Genomic DNA, 22,516 nt, shown 5'->3' on the forward strand with positions numbered 1-22,516 from the left:
ATCGGTTTTTTCTCAGCGAAGGCATGACATGAAGTTTCCGATTCTGGTGATTGCGGCAGCGGTATTGGTTGGGTGCGCGGCGCCATCGAACTCGGCTCGCTCGGGTGGACCGCTCAAGATTTTGTCCAGCACTAAACCGGCCGCTGCCGTTGCCCAGTGCATCCAGGTGACGTGGCAGAACGAAGCGATGTTCGGTACTTCTGCAGATGTGTTCATGGACAAGCTCTCCGGCGGCGGGTTTACCGTGTTCACCACCGAGACGCGTTACTTCGCTGACATACGTCCTCAGGGCGCAGCTTCTTCAGTCGATTTTTACGCCGCACCGAGCGACTCCCAGACGAGCATACGCTCAGCCGCCATCGGCACCTGCCTCTAAGCATCGCTTCAAGCCCGCACTCTGCCGGGCTTTTCCGCTCTCGCCAGCCCTGGCATTTCTGTGAAGAGATGCCGACCTGATGCGGGAGCGAGCTGGCTCGCGAAAGCTATGTTTTAGCCACTCGATCTCGATTCAACGCATTGGTCTTTCTTGAGCGCACCCACTGTTTATCGAAAGTCGGTGATGTGCCCGTTTGCGGCGCGCACGCACAGTGATGGGGCCTTGCTACCCATCTGTTGATACTGGAAACACCTCTCTCAGCAATCCTTTGAATTGCACTCATCACATAACCGTCTTGATTCGAATCAGTTTTTTCGCGGCCTGCTTGTGTCAGGTGTTCTGTGGCACACTTTCTGCTCTCTATTCCGTTGTTACATACACGTGTCCGCTATAGCGGAAAAACAACCTCGATGGAGTTCATGTGATGCGCTACGGACCTTCTTTTCTGAAAACCTGCGTTTTTGCTTTTACAGTTACTGCCACACTGGCTCATCCAGTGATGGCGGCAGAAGGCAGCAAACTGGACGCAGTATTGAAACGCGGCAATCTGGTCGTCGGCACCGGCAGCACCAACGCGCCCTGGCACTTTCAGGGCGCGGACGGCAAGTTGCAGGGGTTTGATATAGATATCGGCAGGATCATCGCCAAAGGGCTGTTCAATGATCCAGGTAAGGTCGAGTTCGTGGTGCAATCCTCTGACGCGCGCATTCCCAATCTGCTGACCGACAAAGTCGATATCAGCTGCCAGTTCATCACCGTCACCGCCAGCCGTGCTCAACAGGTCGCGTTTACCTTGCCGTACTACCGCGAAGGGGTCGCCCTGTTACTGCCCGCCAACAGCAAGTACAAGGAAATCGATGATCTGAAGGCGGCCGGTGACGATGTGACGGTCGCCGTATTGCAAAACGTTTACGCCGAGGAGCTGGTGCATCAGGCGCTGCCTAAAGCCAAGGTCGATCAGTACGACAGCGTTGACCTGATGTACCAGGCCATCAACTCCGGCCGTGCAGACACGGCAGCCACCGATCAGTCTTCGGTCAAATACCTGATGGTGCAGAACCCGGGCCGCTATCGGTCGCCAGCCTTCGCCTGGAGCCCGCAAACCTACGCCTGTGCCGTCAAACGTGGCGATCAGGACTGGTTGAACTTCGTCAATACGGCCTTGCATGAAGCCATGACCGGCGTTGAGTTTCCGGCCTATGCCGCCTCGTTCAAGCAGTGGTTTGGTGTAGACCTGCCTGTGCCTGCGATTGGCTTCCCGATGGAATACAAATAAATCGGATCGAACCTCTTGAAGGGCAGGGGAGCGAGCACGTTGACCCTGCCGGGTAAAGACCACCATGAACTATCAGTTGAATTTTGACGCCGTGTGGCGAGACTTTCCCAGCCTTTTGGCCGGGTTGGGTCTTGGACTGGAGCTGGCCCTGATCTCGATTGCCATCGGCTGTGTGATCGGCTTGATGAACGCCTTTGCGCTGCTGTCGCGTTACCGCGCACTGCGCATCGTGGCGTCGGTCTACGTCACTGTGGTGCGCAATACGCCGATCCTGGTGTTGATTCTGTTGATCTATTTCGCGTTGCCCGGCTTGGGCATTCGTCTAGACAAGCTGCCTTCGTTCGTCATCACCCTGTCGCTGTATGCCGGCGCTTACCTGACTGAAGTGTTTCGTGCAGGTCTGTTGAGTATTCACAAAGGGCAGCGTGAAGCGGGGCTGGCCATTGGCCTTGGGGAATGGCAGGTCAGGGCGTATATCGTCGTGCCGGTGATGCTGCGCAATGTGCTGCCCGCGCTGTCGAACAACTTCATTTCGTTGTTCAAGGACACGTCGCTGGCCGCTGCCATCGCTGTACCGGAACTGACCTATTACGCGCGCAAGATCAACGTCGAAAGCTATCGTGTGATCGAAACCTGGCTGGTGACCACGGCGCTTTACGTCGTGGCCTGCTACGGGATCGCCATGCTGCTGCGCACCCTCGAACAACGTCTGGCGATTCGCCGCTAGGAGGCTGCCATGTATCAATCCCCAAGCTGGCTGCAAGAGCTCTGGAATGCCCGTGAGGTATTGTGGTCGGGCTTTTTGATCAGCATTCAGTGTTCGGCGCTGGCCATTCTCTTTGGCACCCTGATCGGCATGCTCGCCGGTCTGGTGCTGACCTACGGAGGATTCTTCGCGCGATTGCCGATCCGGTTGTACGTCGACCTGATTCGCGGCACGCCGGTGTTCGTGCTGGTGCTCGCGGTCTTTTACATGGTGCCTGCGCTGGGCTGGCAGATCAGTGCATTTCAGGCCGGAGCCTTGGGCCTGACGCTGTTTTGCGGCTCCCATGTGTCGGAGATCGTGCGCGGTGCCCTGCAGGCGATTGCGCATGGGCAGCTTGAAGCGGGCAAGGCAATCGGCCTGCGGTTTGGTCAGTCGTTGCGTTACGTGCTGCTACCACAGGCCATGCGTCAGATCTTGCCGACCTGGGTCAATTCCTCAACCGAGATCGTCAAGGCCTCGACCTTGCTGTCAGTGATCGGTGTTGCCGAATTGCTGCTCAGCACGCAACAGGTGATCGTCCGCAATTTCATGACCCTTGAGTTCTACCTGTTCGCCGGTTTTCTGTTCTTTCTCATCAACTACGCCATTGAGCTGCTCGGGCGACATATCGAAAAACGGGTGGCCTTGCCATGACACAAACCCAGACAAAAGCCTTGTCCCCGGCACTGTTGAGTATCGAGGGGCTGCACAAATCCTATGGTGACGTCGAGGTTCTCAAAGGGGTCGATCTGCGCATGCAGAAAGGCAATGTCGTCACCCTGATCGGCTCCAGCGGTTCGGGCAAGACCACGCTGCTCAGGTGCGTCAACCTGCTGGAAGAGTTTCAGGGCGGACATATCCGGCTCGACGGCCAGGACATCGGTTACAGCGACGTGAACGGCAAGCGGACGCGTCATCCGGAACGGCTCATTGCCCAGCACCGGTCCATGACCGGCATGGCGTTTCAGCAATTCAACCTGTTTCCGCATTTGAGTGCGCTGCAGAACGTGACGCTGGGGCTGCTCAAGGTCAAGAAGATGCCCAAGGATCAAGCCGTCGCCCTGGCCGAGAAATGGCTGGATCGGGTAGGCCTGCTTTCGAGGCGCGATCACTTTCCAGGCCAGTTGTCCGGCGGCCAACAACAACGCGTGGCGATTGCCCGGGCCATTGCCATGAACCCCAGCCTGATGCTGTTCGATGAGGTGACTTCGGCACTGGACCCGGAGCTGGTCGGCGAGGTGCTCAACGTTATCAAAGACCTCGCGGAAGAGGGCATGACCATGTTGCTGGTGACCCACGAAATGCGTTTCGCTTATGAGGTGTCCGATCAGATCGTGTTCATGAATCAGGGCCGTATTGAAGAGCAGGGTCCGCCCAAAACCTTGTTTGAACAGCCCAAGTCGGCGCGTTTGAGCGAATTTCTCAAAAACATCCGGTTTTAATATTTTTCAAGAAGGAGAACCCCATGAGTATTACCCGTTACGGTGCTGGTAGCACCGCTGGAGGCGGCCAGCCTCGTCCATTCGCCCGTGCCGTCGAGGCCGATGGCTGGTTACACGTGTCCGGGCAGGTCCCGGCGGTGGATGGCGAGATCATCGTTGGCGGTATTGTCGAGCAGACCCATCAGACGATGCGCAACCTGATCGCGATCCTCGACGAGGCCGGTTACGAACTCAAGGACGTCATCCGCGTCGGCGTATGGCTTGAGGATCCGCGCGACTTCTGGAGCTTCAACAAGGTCTTTGGCGAATACTTCACGCCGGAACATGCGCCAGCGCGTGCTTGTGTGCAGGCCAACATGATGGTGGACTGCAAAGTCGAGATCGATTGCATCGCCTATCGGCAGAAGTAGCGGCTCAGGTTTGCCGCCAGCCCACGCTGGCGGCTCAATACATGGATAGCAGCAGATGACCGATGTGACTCAAGCGAGCGAAGACACCATCAAGCGCCGGGCCCGCGGGCTGGACCGGGCGTTCGATATCCTCGACTTTCTCAAGGAAAAAGCTACGCCCATGCGGCCCAATGAAATCGCCAGTGGCATCGGCAGCCCCAAATCGACGGTTTACGAACTGGTGGCTTCGCTGCTGGAACGACGGATTCTGGAGCCGGTCGGCAAGGACGGGCACGTATACCTCGGTCGCCAATTGTATTTTCTCGGCCAGGCGCACCTGCGGCACTTCGATTTCACCCGCGAAGCCGAGATTTGCCTGGGCGATATCGTCAGCCAGACGCGGGAAACCGCGCAGATGTGCCTGCTCAATGGCCGTAAATACACCGTGGCGCTCATGAAGGAAGGCGAGCGGCATTTTCGAATTTCCTCCGATATCGGTGAAAACGCGCCGATTCCCTGGACGGCCTCCGGTCGCTTGTTGCTCAGCCACCTGAGTGATCAGCAGATCGTCGACCTGATCGACCCTGAGGATTTCATCCTGCCCGGCGGCGAGCGGCTGCCGCTGGACACGTTCCTGCGCGAGATACGCACGGCGGGTGAGGAAGGCTTCTTTTCGTTCGACAGCGTGGCCGACACCTTCACCCATTGCTTCGCCGCGCCGGTCAAGAACGAGCAGGGGCACTGTATCGCTACCCTGTGCATCGTTGCGCCCCGCGCCGATGCCAAGACCCATTACAACGACTATCGCCGGGTACTGATCGACAGCGCCAACGGCCTGGCCCGCAGAATCAACGAATAATTTGCACTCAGCAGGAGATTACTGATGAGCATTGCCGTCATCGACAAAGGTTTCGCCCAGCCGGGGGATTATCTGGTAAGCGACGTAAGCCTGCCTGCGCTGGTCGTCCATCAGCCAGCGCTGGATCACAACATTCGCTGGATGCAGACCTTCGTGACTGACAGTGGGGCGCAACTGGCGCCCCACGGCAAGACCAGCATGGTTCCCACGCTGTTCAAGCGGCAGATCGAAGGCGGCGCATGGGGCATGACGCTGGCCACCGCCGTACAGACCCAGGCGGCATATGCCCACGGCGTACGCCGCATCCTGATGGCCAACCAGTTGGTTGGCAGGCCCAACATGGCCCTTATTGCCGAGCTGCTGGCCGATTCGACCTTCGAATTTCATTGCATGGTCGATCATCCGGAGAACGTCGCGGCACTGGGGGCATTTTTCGGTGAGCGCGGACTGCGTTTGAACGTGATGATCGAATACGGTGTGCCGGGCGGGCGCTGTGGCTGTCGCACCGAAGCAGACGTGCTGGCGCTGGCGGACGCCGTGTTGGCGCAACCGGCTTTGGCGTTGACCGGAATCGAGGGTTACGAAGGTGTGATTCATGGTGATCACGCCATTGAAGGGATCAAGGCCTTCGCAGCGTCAATGGTGCGTCTGGCGGTCGAATTGCAGGACACCGGCGCATTCGCGCTGGAGCGGCCCATTGTCACGGCATCGGGATCGGCCTGGTACGACCTGATCGCCGAAGCGTTCGATGCGCAATCGGTGCGTGAGCGCTTTCTGAGCGTGCTGCGCCCTGGCAGTTACGTGGTGCATGACCACGGCATCTACAAGGCGGCGCAATGCTGCGTGCTCGACCGACGTGCCGAATTGAGTGAAGCGCTGCGTCCTGCACTGGAAGTCTGGGCGCATGTGCAGTCCATGCCGGAGCCAGGCTTTGCAGTCATTGCGATGGGCAAGCGCGACGTGGCCTACGACGCCGGTTTGCCCAATCCTTTGAAGCGTTACAAGCCTGGCGTACTGCCCGCCAGCGGTGATGACGTCAGCGCCTGCGTAGTCACGGCTGTGATGGATCAGCACGCGTTCATGACCGTGGCGCCCGGTTGTGAGCTGCAGGTGGGGGACATCATCGCTTTCGGTACGTCACACCCATGTCTGACCTTCGACAAGTGGCGTTCAGGTTGCCTGGTGGATGATGAGCTGCAAGTGATCGAGCGTTTCTCGACGTATTTCTAACTCAAGCGTGCAGAGGAGTTACCGTCATATGAGCCTTCCACGTGTCGCCTTGATCGGCGAGTGCATGATCGAACTGCAACAGCATGCCGATGGCAGTCTGCGCCAGAGCTTCGGCGGCGACACCCTAAACACGGCTGTTTATCTGGCCCGCCTGCTGGGCAGTGGGCACGTGGATTACGTGACGGCCTTGGGTGATGACAGCTTTAGCGATGCCATGTGCAAAGTCTGGTCGGAAGAGGGGATTGGCTTGGGCAAAGTCCAGCGCCTGCCTGGGCGTTTGCCAGGTCTTTACTGCATCCAGACCGACGCCCGTGGCGAGCGACGCTTTTTGTACTGGCGCAACGAGGCGGCCGTGCGTGACTGCTTCATGACCCCCGCAGCCGAACCGATTCTTGCGGCATTGACCAGTTACGATGTTCTGTATTTCAGCGGCATTACACTGGCCGTGTTGGGGGCTGAAGGCCGGTCGCGGTTGCTGACCATGCTCACCAAGGCCCGTGCCCGAGGGGCCAAGGTGGCATTCGACAACAATTATCGGCCCCGCCTGTGGGCCAGCGTCGAGCAGGCGCGTGAGGCGTACCTGGCCTGTCTGCCGCATGTGGATCTGGCGCTGCTGACCGAAGACGATGAGCAGGCCCTGTACGGCTACACCGACACCGAGCAGTTGCTCGCCGCCTACCGTGAGCGGGGAATCGGTGAAATTGTCGTCAAGCGGGGAGCCCAGAGCTGCATCGTGGAAACCGGCGGCACGCGTTTCGAGGTCCCAGCGCACAACGTGAAGCGGGTGGTCGACACCACGGCCGCCGGGGACTCCTTCAGCGCCGCGTACCTGGCGGCCCGGTTCAAGGGTGAGCCTGCGCAACAAGCCGCTGAAGCAGGCCACAAACTGGCCAGTATTGTCATTCAGCATCCGGGCGCATTGGTGCCAAAGTCCGTCATGCCGCAGTAATGGCATTTACGGCATCACATGCAGTTGATCGGCTAACGCACTGACCGCAAAGCATTTCGCTGGAACCTGTGCGCGAATCCAGCCACCATAGGCGACCTTTTTGCCCATGAGCCTATGACCGGAGTCTGCGTGCCCGACGACTTGCCTTCCGCGCTTCCCCATGACCTGGATGTCGAACTCAATCCACCCCAGCAGTTGCCGTTCCTCAAACGGCTATTGTCCAGGCTGATCGGCCGCAGCCTGACCGGGCTGGGTTCGCAGCACCTGCCGTCATGGTTTCAGGGGCATGCCGACGGCTACCTGAATGGGCATATCGAAGGGGTCCGGGAAGGTTACGCCGACGGCTATCTGGATGGGCAGGAGGAGGGACGTCAGGTACTGGTGATCAGTGATACGCGCCCTGTGAAGCATCAAGGGCCCAGAGTGGACGATCACCTGTTCGACGACTGGCGGCTGGCGCTCACGGCCGAACTGAAAAAACGCATCCGGAGCGATGTTGCCGAAAAACTGCCGGCGCACGCCCAGCCGAGTGCGGCACAGTGGAAGATGATTTTCAGCGACACACCGTCGACTTACGTGATTGCGGGGGCCGGGGCCGGTAAGTCCACGTCGCTGGTTCTGCGCATCCTGTTGTTGCATCACTATCTGGGCTACGAGCTGGATGCGATGACCGTGGTGACATTCACCCGTGAATCGCGCAAGGATTTCATCAATAAGCTGATCGATGTGATGGCCCTCTGGGGACATGGCCTGAGCCAGAAGCAGGCGCGCGATGTGGTGCGCACGTTCCATTCGCGCATTCTGCCGCTGGTGCGCAGCCTGCCGGGGTTTGAGCAGTTGCGCGCTTTCGAGACGCTCGACAATCAGGTGTCGACTCAGGAAGACGCTGACAGCAACCCGTTCGACTTGCGCATCAACGACGCCCAACGCCACCAGATGAACCTCTGTTACCGAGACCTGTACGCCAGCAATGAACGTTTTCGCGAAGTCATGGCGCCACTTTATCGCCACGCTCTGCAGCTCAAGGAACTGGATCGCGACCACCCCGATGTCCAGAAGCGCGTGGGGGTGACCGAGCTTTCCTCCAAACGTGATGAAGAGTGGTGCGACACGGTCGAAGATCTGTGGATACGCGCCAAGGCCTGGCCTATAAAAGGCATTGAGCCTATGCGGCAAACTGTTGAAATAAATGGATTTCCCTTCCATTTTCACGGTTATATCGCCGAGCTGGATGCTTGGGTGGTGCTTGGGCTCGATCCTTGTGAAGACCAGCAACTCAAGCGACCCGGCGCCAAATTGCCGGTCTGGGCAGAAGGCGTTATCAAACGCACCCTGTTTCAAGCTTTCTGCAATAAACCATTGATATGGATGGATAATTACGAATCAGCGAACAAGGTCATGCAGTCTTTGGCCGGTTCCGCCGTCGCAGGGCCGGGTTTCGACTACAGGGTCAAGGGCGAGCTGAGTGCGGCGCCGCTGCTGGATAGTTTCGTGATGGCCGCAGGCTTCATCGAGAATCTGGGGCTGGACGTGCCGAGCGCCGTGGCCGAGATGAGTTTTGCCAGCGATGACCCGGATCGCTTCTTCTTCGAAGCGCTCAGCCTGTTCTGGAAAGCCTTCGAGCAGCATTTGCTGGCCCAGGCACCTCCCGTCATGACCTACAACCGTATGTTCGCGCTGTTCGGTGAAACCTCGCCAGAGAACCTCAAACACGTCAGTGATCCCGTGTTGCGGCCGCTGTCGCATTTGATGATCGATGAATTCCAGGACGTCTCGCCGCAAATCGTTTCCTGGATCCGTACATGCCTGCGCGAAATCCGTCGCCGCGGGCCGGCAATGCACGTCGGGCGCATTGCCCAACACTCTTCGTTACTGTGTGTGGGCGATGACTGGCAGTCGATCTATGGCTGGCGCGGCAGCTCGCCGAAGTACTTCATGGAGTTCCCCAAGGCGTTCTCATCGCCAGCGACTACCAAAGTCATGCTCAGTGAAAACTACCGCAGCCATCAGCACATCATTGATGCGGCCGAGCATATCGTTCGGGCGGCGCCGGCGATTGCCGGCAAGAAAGCCCGGGCCAGTGGCGCGCCTCAAGAGCTGCTGCCGGTCAGTGTGCGTGATCGCGACGAAGATGAGCTGGCCGAACGGGTCGCCGAGCACCACAGCGACGGCGACTCGATTCTGTTGCTGTACCGCAAGGGCAGCGAAAAAGCCCGCTTCTCCCAGCGGTTGCAGGCGCTGATCGACAACGACGCGATGCAGGGCGCTCAAGGGCGCCGCATCAGGACGTTGACCTACCACAGCTCCAAGGGACTTCAGGCTGATGCAGTGTTCCTGTTGGGGGATTGCCAGCACCTGACCGTCTCGCCTTACAAGAATCAGGTGTATCGCCAGGCGGGGCTTGGGGATGCCAACGACCTGCAACCTTTCGACTCGGCGCAGAAAGATGAAGTGCTGCGTCTGGCCTATGTCGCCATCACACGTGCGGCCCGGCACTGCTACTGGTATGTCGAAGAGGGTGCGGCTGGCGCTGACAGCGTGCAGATGCCCAAGGCATCGGACAGGGTGGCAGGCGACAAGCCGTTCTTCGACGACCTGCGCCAGAAATCACGAGGAGATAACGCGCATCAGGATCGTTATCAGGAAAAGCCGACCAATTGAGTATGAGCGCCGAACAGTTCCAGTTCGGTTTCGATGGCCTCGATGATCCGCTCGACATCCGTAGCATTCATGACGGTCGCGCAGGGCAGTCCGGCAATCGCCAGGACTGTCTCGCCGCTGGCTCTATCGAACAGCCGGGCGATCATGCTGCTGGGCGCATCCATGCTGGCTTCAAAGCCTACCGGATGAAAATGCCAGCGCATGAGTTGGCATGCATTGGGGAACGTGACCTTGTTCATGGCGATGTTCATAACGATGGCCCACCTGATTCAATCGAGCACTTCCTCTGCTCCATAGGGTAGGGAGACCCACCGAGATGTAACCTGCGCAAGTCGGAGCGGGTATGCGCGGTTACCGAAGTAATTCCTGATCGCATCCTGCTGCTTTCCTACGGTGTTATCTGATCGGCCTGACCAGCATTAAAAATAGCACTCGATACCGTGCTGTTGGAAAAATTTTTTATGACGCAGCAAGATTTTTTCAATTGTTTGATCAGCATCAATATCAAGTATTCGTCATGCGCGTTCTGTGCAGGTATTGAAGCCTGGTCATGGACTAGGGCAAGCTGTCGACATTGACCTGAGGAACACCATAATGCTCAAAAAATCCCTTGCTGCACTGATGTTGCTGGCCTCGACCAGCCATGCAGCGGAGACGGTCAATATCTATAACTGGACGGATTACATCGCCCCGGACACATTGAAGAATTTTGAGTCCGCCACCGGCTACAAGGCTGTGTACGAGACGTACGAAACCAACGAAACCCTCAACGCGAAACTGATAGCCGGGCACTCCGGGCATGATGTGGTTTTCCCGTCCGTCCACTTCATGGGGCGGCAGATAGAAAAGGGCCTGTTGACCCCCCTCGACAAGCGTCAGTTACCAAATTGGAAAAACCTGAACCCCGTGTTGCTCAAGGCGCTGGAAAGCAGTGACCCAGGTAATCAGCATGGTTTTCCCTTTTTGTGGGGCACGACGGGGATTGGCTACAACGTGGCTCAGGTAAAGGCTGCATTGGGTAACGATGTACCGCTGGACTCCTGGGACTTGATTCTGAAACCCGAGAACATGAAGAAGCTCGCGCAGTGCGGTGTCGCCATCCTGGACAGCGCGCCGGCCATGTTGCCCATTACCTTGAATTATCTGGGGCTTGAGCCACACAGCGAGAACCCCGCTGATTACGCCAAAGCACAAGCGGTACTTAATGGCGTGCGCCCTTACATCAGGGATTTCAGCTCATCGCAATACATCAGCGATCTGGCGACCGGCAAGGTCTGTGTCGCAGTGGGGTATTCCGGCGACATTTCCCAGGCTCAGGAAAGCGCAGCGAAAGCGGGCAACAAGATCACCATCAACTATATGATTCCCAAAGAAGGCGCGCCCATGTGGTTCGACATGGTCGCAATACCGGCCGATGCCCCTGATCCGAAAGCGGCCTATGCGTTTTTGAATTACCTGCTTCGCCCGGAAGTCATTGCCAACATCACCAATGTCGTGCACTACGCCAACGGCAATGAAAAAGCCGACGCGCTTATCAAACCTGCGCTTTGGACCGATACCAACATCTACCCCGACGCTGAAACGCTTGGGCGGATGTTCGCGATGGCTCCGCTGCCGGTCAAGGTGGATGAGCTGCGTTCAGGCATCTGGGATGCGGTCAAGGCAGGCAAGTAACCGCCTGGACGAGTTCAGATGACCTGCGCCTGTTGCAGCTCCGTCAGTGCCTGAAGCTTGAGACTGGCCAATAGCGGGTCGCGTCGGTCTCGAGGCTTAACCAGGTCGACCGGAAATTGATGGACGATTCTGCCGGGGCGACTCCCCATGACCAGCACTCGATCACTCAGGTACAGCGCTTCATCCACGTCATGCGTCACCAGCAACAGGGTGATGGCATGGTGGCGGGCCAGTTGCGACAGCAGCTCCTGAAGCTTCATGCGGGTAAAAGCATCCACCGCGCTGAACGGCTCGTCCAATAACAGGACAGCAGGGTGCGAGTACAAACTGCGAGCGATGGCCACGCGTTGAGCCATGCCGCCGGAAAGTGCCTTTGGCAGCGCGTCGGCAAAACCTGAAAGCCCCACTTCCTCAATCAGTTGCCCGACCCAGGCCCGGTCGTAATCCTGGTCATCGCTCAAGCCGATGTTTTGCTCCACGGTCAGCCACGGCATCAGTCGCGGCTCTTGAAAAACGAACGCCACCTCGCCCTCGATCTGACTCACATTGCCCTGAAAGTCACGTTCAAGCCCCGCCGCGATTCGCAACAGGGTGCTTTTGCCACAACCGCTGGGGCCCAGCAGGCTGACAATTTCTCCTGCTTGCAGGGACAGATCGACGTTCTGCAATACCGTGTGGGTGGCAAATGCCTTGTGTGTGACGCGAATGTTCATTAAAGACGCTGACATGATCAGTGCTCCCGGCTCTGGCCGTTGAATGCGTCGCGCGAGCTCAGAAAACGTTTTTCCAGCGTCGCCAGCAAACCATCACTCAGCTTGCCCAAGCTGGCCAGCACGACAATGGCGGCCAGGACGATGTCTGGCCGTGAGGTTTCACGCCCGTCGCTCAGCAGGTACCCCAAACCTTTGGTGGCGGCGATCAGCTCGGCAGCCACCAGAAACATCCAGGCCAGACTCATGCCGCTGCGCAGTCCGGTGAACAGGCCGGGCAGGGCGGCAGGCAGAAGAATGCGGCGTGTCAGGCGATAGCGGCTGAAGCCATACATCTGGCCGACCTCCACCAGTTTGCGATCGATGCCCCGAATGGCCGCTACCCCGTTGAGATAGACGGGAAAGAAGGCGCCGATGGCGATCAGTACGATCTTGGAGGTTTCGCCGATGCCCAACCACAACAACAGAAGAGGCACCCAGGCCAGGCTCGGAATCGAGCGTAACCCGGCAAACGTCGGCTCCAGATAGGCCTCTGCTTCACGACTCAATCCCACCCACGCAGCAAATACCAAGGCCAGGCTCGCACCAATGGCGAAGCCGCTGAGCACACGAACCAGGCTGGCGCCGATGTGTTTCCACAAGGCGGCTTCTGCCAGGTCGCACACCGTCAGCAAAATCTCGCTGGGCGCTGGCATCTGGTAGGACGGCAGCCACCCGACTCGCACCACGCATTCAAGCACCACCACAATCAATGTGGGTAATACCACCCCCTTTGCTTTGTATTTATAACGCTCCCAAACTCCGCGTTTTGGCACGGTCAACAGGGCAGGCTGTGCGGGCTGGAGGATTTTATCTGAGCGGTTCATTGTCGGGCGATCACGGCGGCGGAGAACTCGGGGGTGAACAACTCATCAACAGCCTGCTCAACGTTCACGCCTCTGCGCACCAGTTCTTCAGAAACAAGGATAGGTGCTGCAGCCTTCGACGATTCCACGTCCTTGGCGCTGAGTTGCGGCGCGCCGAGGTCGGTTCGAGACAGTTGCAACTTCGCCACTTCAAGCGGCAGACCGGACTCGCTCGCTAGCAGTTTTGCCAGCTCTTCGGGGTTCTTGACCGCCCAGTCCCGCGCTTTCTCGTACGCCGTCAGCACGGTTTTGATCGCCTCTGGATGTTCCTTCGCATACGTTTGCGTAACGCTCAACACGCCGTAGCTGTTGAAATCCTTATTGCGATACAACAGTCGCGATCCTGCCTGGATCTGGCTGGCGGCCATGTGAGGATCAAGGCCTGCCCAGGCATCCACGTCGCCTTTTTCCAGTGCGGTGCGGCCGTCCGGGTGCTGCAAATGCAGCAGCTCAACGTCATCTTTTTTTAAGCCGGCCTGCTGCAAGGCTCGCAAGGTGAACAGGTACGGGTCCGTACCCTTGGTGGCCGCGATCTTCTTACCCTTCAAGTCGCTGACCGATTGCAGCGGTGAATCCTTGCGCACCAACAACGCTGTCCATTCCGCGCGGCTGTACACATACACCGACTTGATCGGGCTGCCATTGGCCCGAGCCAGCACTGCCGAAAGGCTGGCCGAGGAGGCGAAGTCGACGCCGCCGCTGTTCAGGTATTCCAAGGAGCGGTTGCTGCCTTGGCTCAATACCCACGTCACTCTAGAGTCTGGCAGCGACTGCTCCAGCCAGCCGAAGTGCTTGAGCGCCAAGCTCACGGGCGAATAGTAGGCGTAATCCAGGCGCACTTCGGCGGGTGGTTTTTCAGCGGCTTGCGCGCCTGTTTGCAGCGTGAGGCTGAAGGCCAGGGCGCTCAGCAGCCGAAATGCAAAACGAGTGTGTGGCATAGGTGAGCTTCCAGATCCGGTTAATGCGGTGACTGCTGGCTTGGATATTTCAAATTCAACAGTCGAGCATGGCCTAGCATAGGGAAATGGAATAATGCACGCAGTGTGCCAGTGGACTTGACGCTATAAGGGTGGGGTCATACAGGTCGTTTTACGACGCAATGGTGTTGCTCAGGCAACATGTTTGACGTTGGTCTGTTGCCGTGGAAGCAGTGCTGAGGCCAGCGCACAACACCTTTTTGGGCAGTTATCAGACGAAAGTTCAGTCTTTTTGAGGGATGGGATGCAACAGAAACGTTTTTTGGGACTCCTATCGTCCACATTCTTCATTCAGAAACATAGTCGTACTAGTCTTCGTGCGTGATCAAGGGACACGTATTCGACTGATCCGCAAGGACTCAAAGGGTGGCGAACCCGCTACGGCAAGCGCTTTCGCAACAGCGACACGCTGATGATTCCCTTAACCGCTTAACGGACTCAGAAAATAATGAATCTTCCCAAACTGACCGCGAGCAGCCGACTCAAGCGCCGCATTGCCTGGATTACCCTGCCATCGATTTTGATGGTGTCTGCGGTACTGTTTTTTTCTTTGGGTAAAGGCGTATACGCCGACCCGAAAAACGGAACCCAGACGCTGGTATTCCTGCGTCATGCCGAAAAACCCTCGATGGGCCTGGGACAGCTCAACTGCCAGGGTCTGAACCGGGCGATCGAGCTTTCAGAGCTGTTGCCCAAAGAGTTTGGCAAGGCCGACTTCATCTTCGCCGCCAACCCGAGTCGGCATGTGGAGGAGGGTGATGGTGATCTTTCCTACAGTTATGTCCGTCCTTTGATGACGGTTGGTCCGAGTGCGATCAAATTGGGCCTGCCGATCAACATTGATTTCGGTGCCAATGACACCAGCGATCTGGCCGACGAGCTGATGCACGACAAGTACCACAACGCGATCATCTACACCGCCTGGTCGCACGGCTATCTGCCGGAGCTGATCAATAAGGTGGCCAAGGAAGCGTCTGGCAGCGATGTGAAGCTGGTCAACGATTGGGAAGGCGATGATTTTGATTCAGTAATCGTCGTGACCTTGAAATGGGTCGACGGCAAGGCCACGCTGGAATATAAGAACCACAAACAGGGCCTGAACAACGGCACCGAAGCGTGCCCGCAGTCGACGTGAGAATAGTGGGAGCGGACCGGGCAGCGATCCGCTTGTCCGCGAATGCAGTTTTTCAGCTACTGGGTTCGGGGCGGATATACGGCCTTTTCGCGGACAAGTCTTCTCCCACATGGTGGACTGCCCCCAAGAACCGAACCGGACATGATCCAACCCTTACCGGCTGTTGATGGTTGGTCAGGCCTGCCCGATCAACCGTTGAGAAACTTCATCGACTCCGCCCAATAACGCTCACCCGCCACGGCACCCGCGGCCGGAAAGATCGCATCCAGCTGCGCCAGTTCGTCTTTGCTCAACGCCACCGAAGCCGCCGCCACATTGCTTTCCAGGTACTTGCGCTGCTTGGTGCCGGGTATCGGAATGATGTCCTCGCCTTGAGCCAGCACCCAGGCCAGTGCCAATTGCGAAGCGCTGATGCCCTTGGCCGCTGCGATGGCTTTGACCTTTTCCACCAGTGCCAGATTGCGGTTGAAGTTTTCCCCCTGGAAACGCGGGCTGAATCGGCGATAGTCGTCGGCTGCGAAATCTTCCGGCGTTCGCAGTTCGCCTGTCAGAAAGCCTCGTCCCAAGGGGCTATAGGCCACGAAAGCGATGCCCAACCGACCACAGGTGGCAAGCACATCGTCCTGCTCGGGATCGCGCGACCACAGTGAATACTCGCTTTGCACTGCCGCCAGCGGATGCACCTTGTGGGCACGCTCAATGGTGTGCGCACTCGCCTCGCAAATGCCGATGTGACGCACCTTGCCTGCCTGGACCAGCTCGGCCATCGCCCCAATGGTTTCCTCGATCGGCACGTTCGGATCGATACGGTGCTGGTAGTAGAGGTCCAGATAGTCCGTGTCCAAGCGCTTGAGGCTGCCATCGATGGCTTGCCGAATATACTCGGGGCGACCATCCACACCACGCGCGTGTGGATCGTCACTGCGCACGATGCCGAATTTGCTGGCCAGATAGATGCTTTCACGCTTGCCCTGCAACGCTCGGCCAACAAGGCGCTCATTGGTGTGCGGGCCGTACATGTCGGCTGTGTCGAAAAGTGTGACGCCCAACTCCAGCGCCCGGTGCAATGTCGCAATGGATTCATGCTCATCAATGCCGGTGGTATAAAAGTCCGACATGCCCATACAGCCCAGTCCTATTGCAGAAACCTGTGGGCCTTTCCGGCCGAGTTGACGTGTGATCACGATGTTTCTCCTGCGAATGAAAAGACCTGTTCAGTTTCTGCGCTTTTTATTAACCAATAAACCGGGTTTTTTTGATATCAGTGTTCCGATTATCTAAATAATAAAGCGACGTCTAAATAGACTCAGGGATATGCAGTCCCTATCGAGAGGCGTTACCACGCAAAAGTGTGGCAGTGATCATTGGCCGACAACCCTCATCCGACAAAGCGTACTAGCCAGAAAAAATGCAAAAGAGTACAAATGTACTCCATGAGCACATTATCTCCTCGTCGTAGCGCAATCCTTACCTTTATCCGCGATCGCATCGCGCAGCAGGGGCAATCGCCGAGCCTGGCGGAAATATCCGAGGCTTTCGGTTTTGCTTCGCGCAGCGTGGCACGCAAACACATAGTGGCCTTGACCGAGGCGGGACTGATCGAAGTCATGCCGCATCAAGCGCGTGGCATTCGTCTGGTGCAGAATGAGTCGCGCCCGGAGCTGCTTGAAATCCCTGTGCTGGGCCGTGTCGCAGCCGGTGCGCCCATCGGGCCTGACCTTGATATACACACCACGCTGCATCTGGACCGCAGCACTTTCACCCGTGTGCCCGATTACCTGCTGCGAGTACAGGGTGACTCCATGATCGAAGACGGCATACTCGACGGTGATCTGGTGGGGGTGCACCGTAATCCGCAAGCCAGTGACGGTCAGATCGTCGTGGCCCGTCTGGATGGCGAGGTCACCATCAAGCGCCTGAAACGCAGTTCGCATGGGCTGCAATTACTGCCACGTAACCCGGCCTACGAGCCCATTCTGGTCACGCCGGATCAGGACTTCGCCATTGAGGGCGTGTTCTGTGGTCTGGTTCGTCGCGAATGATGGGCGCTGTCGTCAGCCTGGACAGCCTGCTGGACGAACGCAAGGTCTGGAAAGGGCGTCAGCAGTCGGTGCCGCAGGCCAGCCCTCAGCCCAGCGGCCATGCCTTGCTCGACAGCGTCTTGCCCACCGGTGGCTGGCCTGCGTCGGCGCTGACTGAAATCCTGATCTCGGCCAACGGCAGTGGCGAATTGCGCCTGCTGTGGCCAAGCTTGGCGCGACTGTCCGGCATCGGTGAACGCATTGTATTGGTCGCGCCGCCTTATTTGCCGTACCCGCAGGCCTGGCTATCTGCGGGTGTCGACCTGCGAAAAATGACCCTGATCGAAGCAGGCACCAAGGATGCCTTGTGGGCCGCTGAGCAATGTTTGCGCTCCGGCAGTTGTGGCGCCGTGGTGTGCTGGCCCGGCATGGTCGATGACCGTGCGTTGCGTCGCCTGCAAGTGGCTGCCGAAACCGGGCAGACCCTGGCGTTTGCATGCCGCCCTCAACAAGCCGCCGCCAATCCGTCACCCGCTGCACTGCGCATTGCTGTCGATACCCGTCCCGCACAATTGCGGGTTCTCAAATGCCGTGGCGGGCTGGCTCCCGCCTTGCCGATCCCCTTTCCGACCGACGCTTGAGGTTCTTATGCTGTGGGCCTGTGTCTTGCTGCCACAACTGGCACTCGACGGCGTCATGCGCCGCCATACCGATCCTGACGAACCGCTGGCCTTGATCAGCGGCAGCGCTCAGCGCCGCGTGCTACAGGCGGTCAATCCGGCAGGTCGGGCCTTGGGCCTGAAGCCGGGACAATCGCTCAGTGCGGCGCAGGCGTTGGTGTCAGGTTTTACGATGGTCGCGCATGATCCGTCCGAAACCGAGCGTTTGCAGCAATTGCTGGCAGCTTGGGCCTATGGGTTCAGCTCCAATGTCAGCCTCAACTATCCTCGCGTTCTGCTGATGGAAGTCGAGTCCAGCCTGAAACTGTTCGGGCCGTGGCCGGTGTTCGAGGCCAGGTTGCGTGAAGAGCTGACCGGGCTTGGCTTTCGTCATCGCATCGTCGTCGCCCCCAACCCCGTGGCGGCGCGTATGCTGGCCAACATGCACGACGGGTTGAGCATCGATTGCCCTCATGATCTGCGTCGCACGCTGGAGCAGATGCCGGTGGACCGCATCGGTCTGGGACGTGAAGTGGCCACAGCCTTCACCCGCATGGGCCTGCGCAATGTCCGACAGGTATTGGCCTTGCCGCGGGACACTCTGGCGCGGCGTTTTCCTGCCAGCGTGCTACAGCATCTCGATACATTGCTGGGCGAGCGACCGGTGGCATTAGATTGTTACCTGCCACCGGACTTTTTTGACCTGCGCATCGAACTGAATTTCGATGTCGAATCGCATCAGGCCCTACTGTTTCCACTCAAGCGACTGATCGCCGACCTGGCGATGTTTCTGACCGGACGCGACAGTGGCGTGCAGCGATTCGCCTTACACCTGGAGCATGTCAACGGCCCGGATACCCTTGTGCAGGTCGGTCTGCTCAGCGCAGAACGTGATGCCTCAATGCTGTTCGAGTTGGCCCGCGGTCGGCTGGAGCAGGTGGTGGTGGCTTCTCCGGTCCGGGCGGTGCGCTTGCTTGCACGGGACCTGCCGGATTTCGTACCGACACACCGAACCCTGTTCGATGAGCGAGAGCAGCAGACGCTGCCTTGGGAGCAATTGCGCGAACGCCTGCGGGCGCGGCTGGGGGACGAGTCGGTCAACGGCTTGCGAGCGCTGGCCGACCATCGCCCCGAATGTGCCTGGCAGCCAACGACTGACAGCAGGGCCATTGCGCAGGTCCGCGGTCATCCACGTCCTGGCTGGCTGCTGCATCAACCGCAGCCATTGCCGGTCCATACCACACGGATCGTGGCCGGGCCTGAGCGCATCGAGTCGGGCTGGTGGGACGGCGGCGATGTTCGCCGTGACTATTATCTGGTTGAAACCCTTAGCGGTCAGCGAGCCTGGGCTTATAGGGCCGTAGGTGAGAGCGGCGAGCTTCTGCTGCACGGCTGGTTTGCGTGAACACGGATTACGCTGAACTGCATTGTCTGTCCAACTTCAGCTTTCAGCGGGGGGCGTCCAGTGCCAGGGAGCTGTTCGAGCGGGCGAAGCGGCATGGCTATGCGTCGCTGGCGATCACCGACGAATGCACCCTGGCTGGCATCGTGCGGGCGTGGCAGGCGTCGAAAGACAGCGGCTTGCCGCTGATCGTCGGCAGCGAGATGCAGATCGAAAACGGGCCGAAAATCGTACTGCTGGTTGAAGACTTGACCGGTTATCAGGCGCTGTGCCAGCTCATTACCGTGGCCCGGCGCCGAGCCAAAAAGGGTGAATACCGGCTGCTTCGCGATGATTTCGCTGCGCTGCCCGGCGGCTTGCTGGCCATCTGGCTGCCAAATATCGAGGCGGCCGCTGAGGTCTGCCTGGATGAAGGTAACTGGTTGAGCGGCCTGTTTGCCGAACGCCTTTGGCTGGGCGTCGAGCTGCACCGAGGGCCGGATGACGAGCAGCGCCTCGCCGATCTGCTGGCGCTGGCGCAGTCCCTGAGCATGGCGGCAGTGGCCTGCGGTGACGTGCACATGCATGCCCGGGGGCGACGCGCCTTGCAGGACACGATGACTGCTATCCGCCATCACACCACCGTTGCGCAGGCAGGGCACCTGTTGTTTGCCAACGGCGAGCGTCATCTTCGTACTCATGAGGCGCTTGCCGAGCTGTACCCGGACTGGCTGCTGGCCGAATCGGCGCGCATCGCACGCCGCTGTACGTTCGACCTGAACCAGTTGAAATACGAATACCCCCATGAACTGGTGCCCAAGGGCCAGACGCCGTCGTCGTGGCTGCGTGAACTGACCGAGCGTGGTGTGCGCAGGCGCTGGCCCGATGGCCTGAGTGCCACCACCCGGAAGCAGGTCGAGAAGGAGCTGGCCCTGATCGCTGAAATGAGGTTCGACAGCTACTTCCTGACGGTGCACGACATCGTCGAGTTCGCCCGCAGCCAGTACATTCTCTGCCAGGGACGAGGTTCAGCCGCCAACTCCGTGGTGTGCTACGCGCTGGGGATCACTGAGCTGAACCCGGAAAAGAGCAACCTGCTGTTCGAACGGTTCATTTCCAGAGAGCGCAATGAGCCGCCCGACATCGATGTGGACTTCGAGCATGATCGGCGCGAAGAAGTCATCCAGTACGTATTCAGACGTTACGGCCGGGGCAGGGCGGCGCTCACTGCGGTGGCCAGCACTTATCACGGCTCGGGCGCGATGCGTGACGTGGCCCGTGTGCTGGGCTTGCCGCCGGATCAGATCAACGCGCTGGCCGATGCGTTCAGCCGCTGGAGCGACACGCTGCCATCCGCCGAGCGCCTGCGTGAGTATGGCCTGGACCCCGACGCCCCCATGCTCAAGCGAGTACTGGCCTTGAGCGACGAGTTGATCGGCTTCCCCCGGCACCTGTCGCAGCATCCGGGCGGGTTCGTGATTTCCGAGCATCCGCTGGACACTCTGGTGCCCGTCGAGAATGCCGCGATGGCCGACCGCACCATCATCCAGTGGGACAAGGACGATCTGGATCTGGTCGGGCTGCTGAAAGTCGATATTTTGGCCTTGGGCATGCTGAGCGCGCTGCGCCGGACGTTCGATCTGGTGCATTTGCACCGAGGTAAGCAATGGACACTGGCCAGCATGCCCCCTGATGACCGCCCGACCTACGAGATGATCAGCCGCGCCGACACCATTGGGGTTTTTCAAATCGAGTCTCGGGCGCAGATGGCCATGCTGCCGCGTTTGAGGCCCGAGAAGTTCTACGATCTGGTCATTGAAGTGGCCATCGTCCGGCCGGGGCCGATCCAGGGCGACATGGTTCATCCCTACCTGCGCAGGCGTAACCAGGAAGAGGAGATTACCTACCCGCCAAAATTGAAGAAAGTGTTCGAACGCACCCTTGGCGTGCCGCTGTTTCAGGAGCAGGTCATGGAAGTGGCGATCATCGCAGCTGATTACACGCCCGGCGAGGCCGATCAATTGCGTCGTTCGATGGCTGCCTGGAAACGCCACGGCGGGCTTGAGCCACACCGTGAGCGCCTGACCGAGGGCATGTTGAAAAACGGTTACGAGCAGGCTTTCGCCGACCGCATCTTCGAGCAGATCAAAGGTTTCGGCAGTTATGGTTTTCCCGAGTCCCATGCAGCGAGCTTCGCCTTGCTGACCTACGCCAGTTGCTGGCTCAAATGCCATGAGCCTGCAGCGTTTACGTGCGCGTTGATCAACAGTTGGCCGATGGGCTTTTACAGCCCTGACCAACTGCTGCAGGATGCACGCCGTCATCACATCGAGATTCGCCCGGTGGATGTGCGTTACAGCGATTGGGATTGCTCGCTGGAGCCCATCGAACACCCCGATTACAGGCGCAATCTGGCGATCCGGCTTGGCATGCGTATGGTGCGCGGCTTTCGTGAAGAGGATGCGCTGCGCATCGAGCGGGCGCGCGCGACACGTGCGTTCTGCGATGCCACCGATCTGACGATTCGCGCCGGTCTGGACAATCGCGCTGCCGAGGCGTTGGCCGACTCCGGTGCGTTGCGCGGCCTGATCGGCCATCGACATCGGGCCCGCTGGGAGGTGGCAGGCGTGGAAGCGCAGCGACCGCTGTTCGCTGACCTGCCCGGCGAGGAGGATCAAGTCATGCTGCCGTTGCCAACCGTGGCCGAGGATCTGGTGGCCGACTACACCACCCTGGGCACGACTCTGGGGCCGCATCCGCTGGCCTTGTTGCGTCGACAGCTGGCTGCCAAGCGCTTTCGCAGCTCGCGGGACCTGCTCACGCTGGAGAATGACCGAACCCTCAGCGTGGCGGGGCTGGTCATTGGCAGACAACGGCCCGGCACAGCCAGTGGCGTGACCTTCGTGACGCTGGAGGATGAGTTCGGAATGGTCAACGTTGTGGTCTGGCGCGATCTGGCCGAGCGGCAGCGCAAGGTGTTGGTCGGTTCACAGCTGCTGCAGGTGTTCGGCCGTCTGGAGTCCAAGAGCGGCGTGCGGCATTTGATTGCCCAGAGGCTCTATGACCTGACGCCGTTGTTGACCGGGCTGGACGTGCGCAGTCGGGATTTTCAGTGAGCGCAGGACGC

General features: G+C 59.0%; 21 protein-coding genes. 16 read left to right on the forward strand and 5 right to left on the reverse strand.

Going from position 1 to position 22,516, the window contains the following annotated elements; translation table 11 throughout:
- Nucleotides 1-28 precede the first annotated feature (28 nt).
- The 10 genes from ALP40_RS05975 (at nucleotide 29) to ALP40_RS06020 (ending at nucleotide 9,927) form a co-directional block, all read left to right on the forward strand.
- A complete protein-coding gene (locus ALP40_RS05975; protein ID WP_183135997.1) occupies nucleotides 29-376 on the forward strand; it encodes a 2-oxoacid ferredoxin oxidoreductase in 348 nt (115 codons plus the stop codon).
- Between the two features lie 424 nt (nucleotides 377-800).
- On the forward strand, nucleotides 801-1,652 hold the full coding sequence (locus ALP40_RS05980; RefSeq protein ID WP_122207344.1) for a transporter substrate-binding domain-containing protein: 852 nt from the start codon (nucleotides 801-803) through the stop codon (nucleotides 1,650-1,652).
- A 64-nt stretch (nucleotides 1,653-1,716) separates the two neighbouring features.
- Entirely contained in the window at nucleotides 1,717-2,379 is a 663-nt protein-coding gene (locus ALP40_RS05985) for an amino acid ABC transporter permease (protein WP_122207345.1), read from the forward strand.
- 9 nt (nucleotides 2,380-2,388) lie between these two features.
- Nucleotides 2,389-3,051, forward strand: a complete 663-nt coding sequence (locus tag ALP40_RS05990; RefSeq protein WP_122207346.1) for an amino acid ABC transporter permease — start codon at nucleotides 2,389-2,391, stop codon at nucleotides 3,049-3,051.
- Nucleotides 3,048-3,839 (forward strand): amino acid ABC transporter ATP-binding protein, encoded by a 792-nt coding sequence (locus tag ALP40_RS05995; protein ID WP_122207348.1) that lies wholly within the window; start codon nucleotides 3,048-3,050, stop codon nucleotides 3,837-3,839. Before ALP40_RS05990 ends, ALP40_RS05995 begins: the two co-directional genes overlap by 4 nt.
- 23 nt (nucleotides 3,840-3,862) lie before the next feature.
- On the forward strand, nucleotides 3,863-4,249 hold the full coding sequence (locus ALP40_RS06000) for a RidA family protein (protein ID WP_099230520.1): 387 nt from the start codon (nucleotides 3,863-3,865) through the stop codon (nucleotides 4,247-4,249).
- A 55-nt stretch (nucleotides 4,250-4,304) separates the two neighbouring features.
- Complete coding sequence (locus tag ALP40_RS06005) at nucleotides 4,305-5,087, forward strand: IclR family transcriptional regulator (protein ID WP_122207349.1); 783 nt, start codon at nucleotides 4,305-4,307, stop codon at nucleotides 5,085-5,087.
- A gap of 24 nt (nucleotides 5,088-5,111) precedes the next feature.
- Complete coding sequence (locus ALP40_RS06010; RefSeq protein WP_122207351.1) at nucleotides 5,112-6,317, forward strand: amino acid deaminase; 1,206 nt, start codon at nucleotides 5,112-5,114, stop codon at nucleotides 6,315-6,317.
- Between the two features lie 28 nt (nucleotides 6,318-6,345).
- Nucleotides 6,346-7,266 (forward strand): sugar kinase, encoded by a 921-nt coding sequence (locus ALP40_RS06015; protein ID WP_122207353.1) that lies wholly within the window; start codon nucleotides 6,346-6,348, stop codon nucleotides 7,264-7,266.
- Nucleotides 7,267-7,395: 129 nt separating this feature from the next.
- On the forward strand, nucleotides 7,396-9,927 hold the full coding sequence (locus tag ALP40_RS06020) for a UvrD-helicase domain-containing protein (protein ID WP_183135998.1): 2,532 nt from the start codon (nucleotides 7,396-7,398) through the stop codon (nucleotides 9,925-9,927).
- Here the strand turns inward: ALP40_RS06020 and ALP40_RS06025 are convergent.
- On the reverse strand, nucleotides 9,906-10,166 hold the full coding sequence (locus tag ALP40_RS06025) for a DUF1652 domain-containing protein (protein WP_122207449.1): 261 nt from the start codon (nucleotides 10,164-10,166) through the stop codon (nucleotides 9,906-9,908). The genes ALP40_RS06020 and ALP40_RS06025 overlap by 22 nt on opposite strands.
- 355 nt (nucleotides 10,167-10,521) lie before the next feature.
- Between ALP40_RS06025 and ALP40_RS06030 the strand changes: the two genes are divergently transcribed.
- Nucleotides 10,522-11,601: a polyamine ABC transporter substrate-binding protein gene (locus ALP40_RS06030; RefSeq protein WP_122207355.1), complete on the forward strand. Its 1,080-nt coding sequence runs from the start codon at nucleotides 10,522-10,524 to the stop codon at nucleotides 11,599-11,601.
- A 14-nt stretch (nucleotides 11,602-11,615) separates the two neighbouring features.
- On the opposite strand, the gene ALP40_RS06035 is transcribed toward ALP40_RS06030, so the two are convergent.
- Genes ALP40_RS06035 through ALP40_RS06045 form a run of 3 tightly spaced genes read right to left on the reverse strand, consistent with a single transcriptional unit; the run spans nucleotide 11,616 to nucleotide 14,154 of the window.
- Nucleotides 11,616-12,329, reverse strand: coding sequence for an ABC transporter ATP-binding protein (locus tag ALP40_RS06035; RefSeq protein ID WP_122207357.1), 714 nt, complete (start codon nucleotides 12,327-12,329; stop codon nucleotides 11,616-11,618).
- A 2-nt stretch (nucleotides 12,330-12,331) separates the two neighbouring features.
- Nucleotides 12,332-13,177: an ABC transporter permease gene (locus tag ALP40_RS06040; RefSeq protein WP_122207359.1), complete on the reverse strand. Its 846-nt coding sequence runs from the start codon at nucleotides 13,175-13,177 to the stop codon at nucleotides 12,332-12,334.
- On the reverse strand, nucleotides 13,174-14,154 hold the full coding sequence (locus ALP40_RS06045) for an aliphatic sulfonate ABC transporter substrate-binding protein (RefSeq protein WP_122207361.1): 981 nt from the start codon (nucleotides 14,152-14,154) through the stop codon (nucleotides 13,174-13,176). Before ALP40_RS06045 ends, ALP40_RS06040 begins: the two co-directional genes overlap by 4 nt.
- Nucleotides 14,155-14,641: 487 nt before the next feature.
- Between ALP40_RS06045 and ALP40_RS06050 the strand changes: the two genes are divergently transcribed.
- A complete protein-coding gene (locus tag ALP40_RS06050) occupies nucleotides 14,642-15,328 on the forward strand; it encodes a hypothetical protein (RefSeq protein WP_122207363.1) in 687 nt (228 codons plus the stop codon).
- Nucleotides 15,329-15,516: 188 nt separating this feature from the next.
- Here ALP40_RS06050 and ALP40_RS06055 read toward each other — a convergent pair whose 3' ends face one another.
- A complete protein-coding gene (locus ALP40_RS06055) occupies nucleotides 15,517-16,512 on the reverse strand; it encodes an aldo/keto reductase (protein WP_122207364.1) in 996 nt (331 codons plus the stop codon).
- A gap of 240 nt (nucleotides 16,513-16,752) precedes the next feature.
- On the opposite strand from ALP40_RS06055, the gene lexA reads away from it, so the two are divergent.
- Genes lexA through ALP40_RS06075 form a run of 4 tightly spaced genes read left to right on the forward strand, consistent with a single transcriptional unit; the run spans nucleotide 16,753 to nucleotide 22,505 of the window.
- Nucleotides 16,753-17,370: a transcriptional repressor LexA gene (gene lexA, locus ALP40_RS06060; RefSeq protein ID WP_122207366.1), complete on the forward strand. Its 618-nt coding sequence runs from the start codon at nucleotides 16,753-16,755 to the stop codon at nucleotides 17,368-17,370.
- Nucleotides 17,370-17,990, forward strand: coding sequence for a translesion DNA synthesis-associated protein ImuA (imuA, locus tag ALP40_RS06065; RefSeq protein ID WP_181113396.1), 621 nt, complete (start codon nucleotides 17,370-17,372; stop codon nucleotides 17,988-17,990). The genes lexA and imuA overlap by 1 nt, the downstream gene beginning before the upstream one ends.
- 7 nt (nucleotides 17,991-17,997) lie before the next feature.
- Complete coding sequence (locus ALP40_RS06070) at nucleotides 17,998-19,413, forward strand: DNA polymerase Y family protein (RefSeq protein WP_122207370.1); 1,416 nt, start codon at nucleotides 17,998-18,000, stop codon at nucleotides 19,411-19,413.
- Nucleotides 19,401-22,505: an error-prone DNA polymerase gene (locus ALP40_RS06075; RefSeq protein ID WP_409077506.1), complete on the forward strand. Its 3,105-nt coding sequence runs from the start codon at nucleotides 19,401-19,403 to the stop codon at nucleotides 22,503-22,505. Before ALP40_RS06070 ends, ALP40_RS06075 begins: the two co-directional genes overlap by 13 nt.
- Nucleotides 22,506-22,516 lie beyond the last annotated feature (11 nt).

This window comes from Pseudomonas viridiflava (assembly GCF_003702045.1).
Lineage (GTDB): Bacteria > Pseudomonadota > Gammaproteobacteria > Pseudomonadales > Pseudomonadaceae > Aquipseudomonas > Aquipseudomonas viridiflava_C.

Coding starts and splice junctions, on each gene's coding strand:
- ALP40_RS06045 (WP_122207361.1), bottom strand. CDS start 14,154: ATGCCACACACTCGTTTTGCATTTCGGCTGCTGAGCGCCCTGGCCTTC.
- ALP40_RS06040 (WP_122207359.1), bottom strand. CDS start 13,177: ATGAACCGCTCAGATAAAATCCTCCAGCCCGCACAGCCTGCCCTGTTG.
- ALP40_RS06030 (WP_122207355.1), top strand. CDS start 10,522: ATGCTCAAAAAATCCCTTGCTGCACTGATGTTGCTGGCCTCGACCAGC.
- ALP40_RS06025 (WP_122207449.1), bottom strand. CDS start 10,166: ATGAACAAGGTCACGTTCCCCAATGCATGCCAACTCATGCGCTGGCAT.
- ALP40_RS05995 (WP_122207348.1), top strand. CDS start 3,048: ATGACACAAACCCAGACAAAAGCCTTGTCCCCGGCACTGTTGAGTATC.
- ALP40_RS05985 (WP_122207345.1), top strand. CDS start 1,717: ATGAACTATCAGTTGAATTTTGACGCCGTGTGGCGAGACTTTCCCAGC.
- ALP40_RS05990 (WP_122207346.1), top strand. CDS start 2,389: ATGTATCAATCCCCAAGCTGGCTGCAAGAGCTCTGGAATGCCCGTGAG.
- ALP40_RS06015 (WP_122207353.1), top strand. CDS start 6,346: ATGAGCCTTCCACGTGTCGCCTTGATCGGCGAGTGCATGATCGAACTG.
- ALP40_RS06000 (WP_099230520.1), top strand. CDS start 3,863: ATGAGTATTACCCGTTACGGTGCTGGTAGCACCGCTGGAGGCGGCCAG.
- ALP40_RS06010 (WP_122207351.1), top strand. CDS start 5,112: ATGAGCATTGCCGTCATCGACAAAGGTTTCGCCCAGCCGGGGGATTAT.
- lexA (WP_122207366.1), top strand. CDS start 16,753: ATGTACTCCATGAGCACATTATCTCCTCGTCGTAGCGCAATCCTTACC.
- imuA (WP_181113396.1), top strand. CDS start 17,370: ATGGGCGCTGTCGTCAGCCTGGACAGCCTGCTGGACGAACGCAAGGTC.
- ALP40_RS05975 (WP_183135997.1), top strand. CDS start 29: ATGAAGTTTCCGATTCTGGTGATTGCGGCAGCGGTATTGGTTGGGTGC.
- ALP40_RS06050 (WP_122207363.1), top strand. CDS start 14,642: ATGAATCTTCCCAAACTGACCGCGAGCAGCCGACTCAAGCGCCGCATT.
- ALP40_RS06005 (WP_122207349.1), top strand. CDS start 4,305: ATGACCGATGTGACTCAAGCGAGCGAAGACACCATCAAGCGCCGGGCC.
- ALP40_RS06070 (WP_122207370.1), top strand. CDS start 17,998: ATGCTGTGGGCCTGTGTCTTGCTGCCACAACTGGCACTCGACGGCGTC.
- ALP40_RS06035 (WP_122207357.1), bottom strand. CDS start 12,329: ATGTCAGCGTCTTTAATGAACATTCGCGTCACACACAAGGCATTTGCC.
- ALP40_RS05980 (WP_122207344.1), top strand. CDS start 801: ATGCGCTACGGACCTTCTTTTCTGAAAACCTGCGTTTTTGCTTTTACA.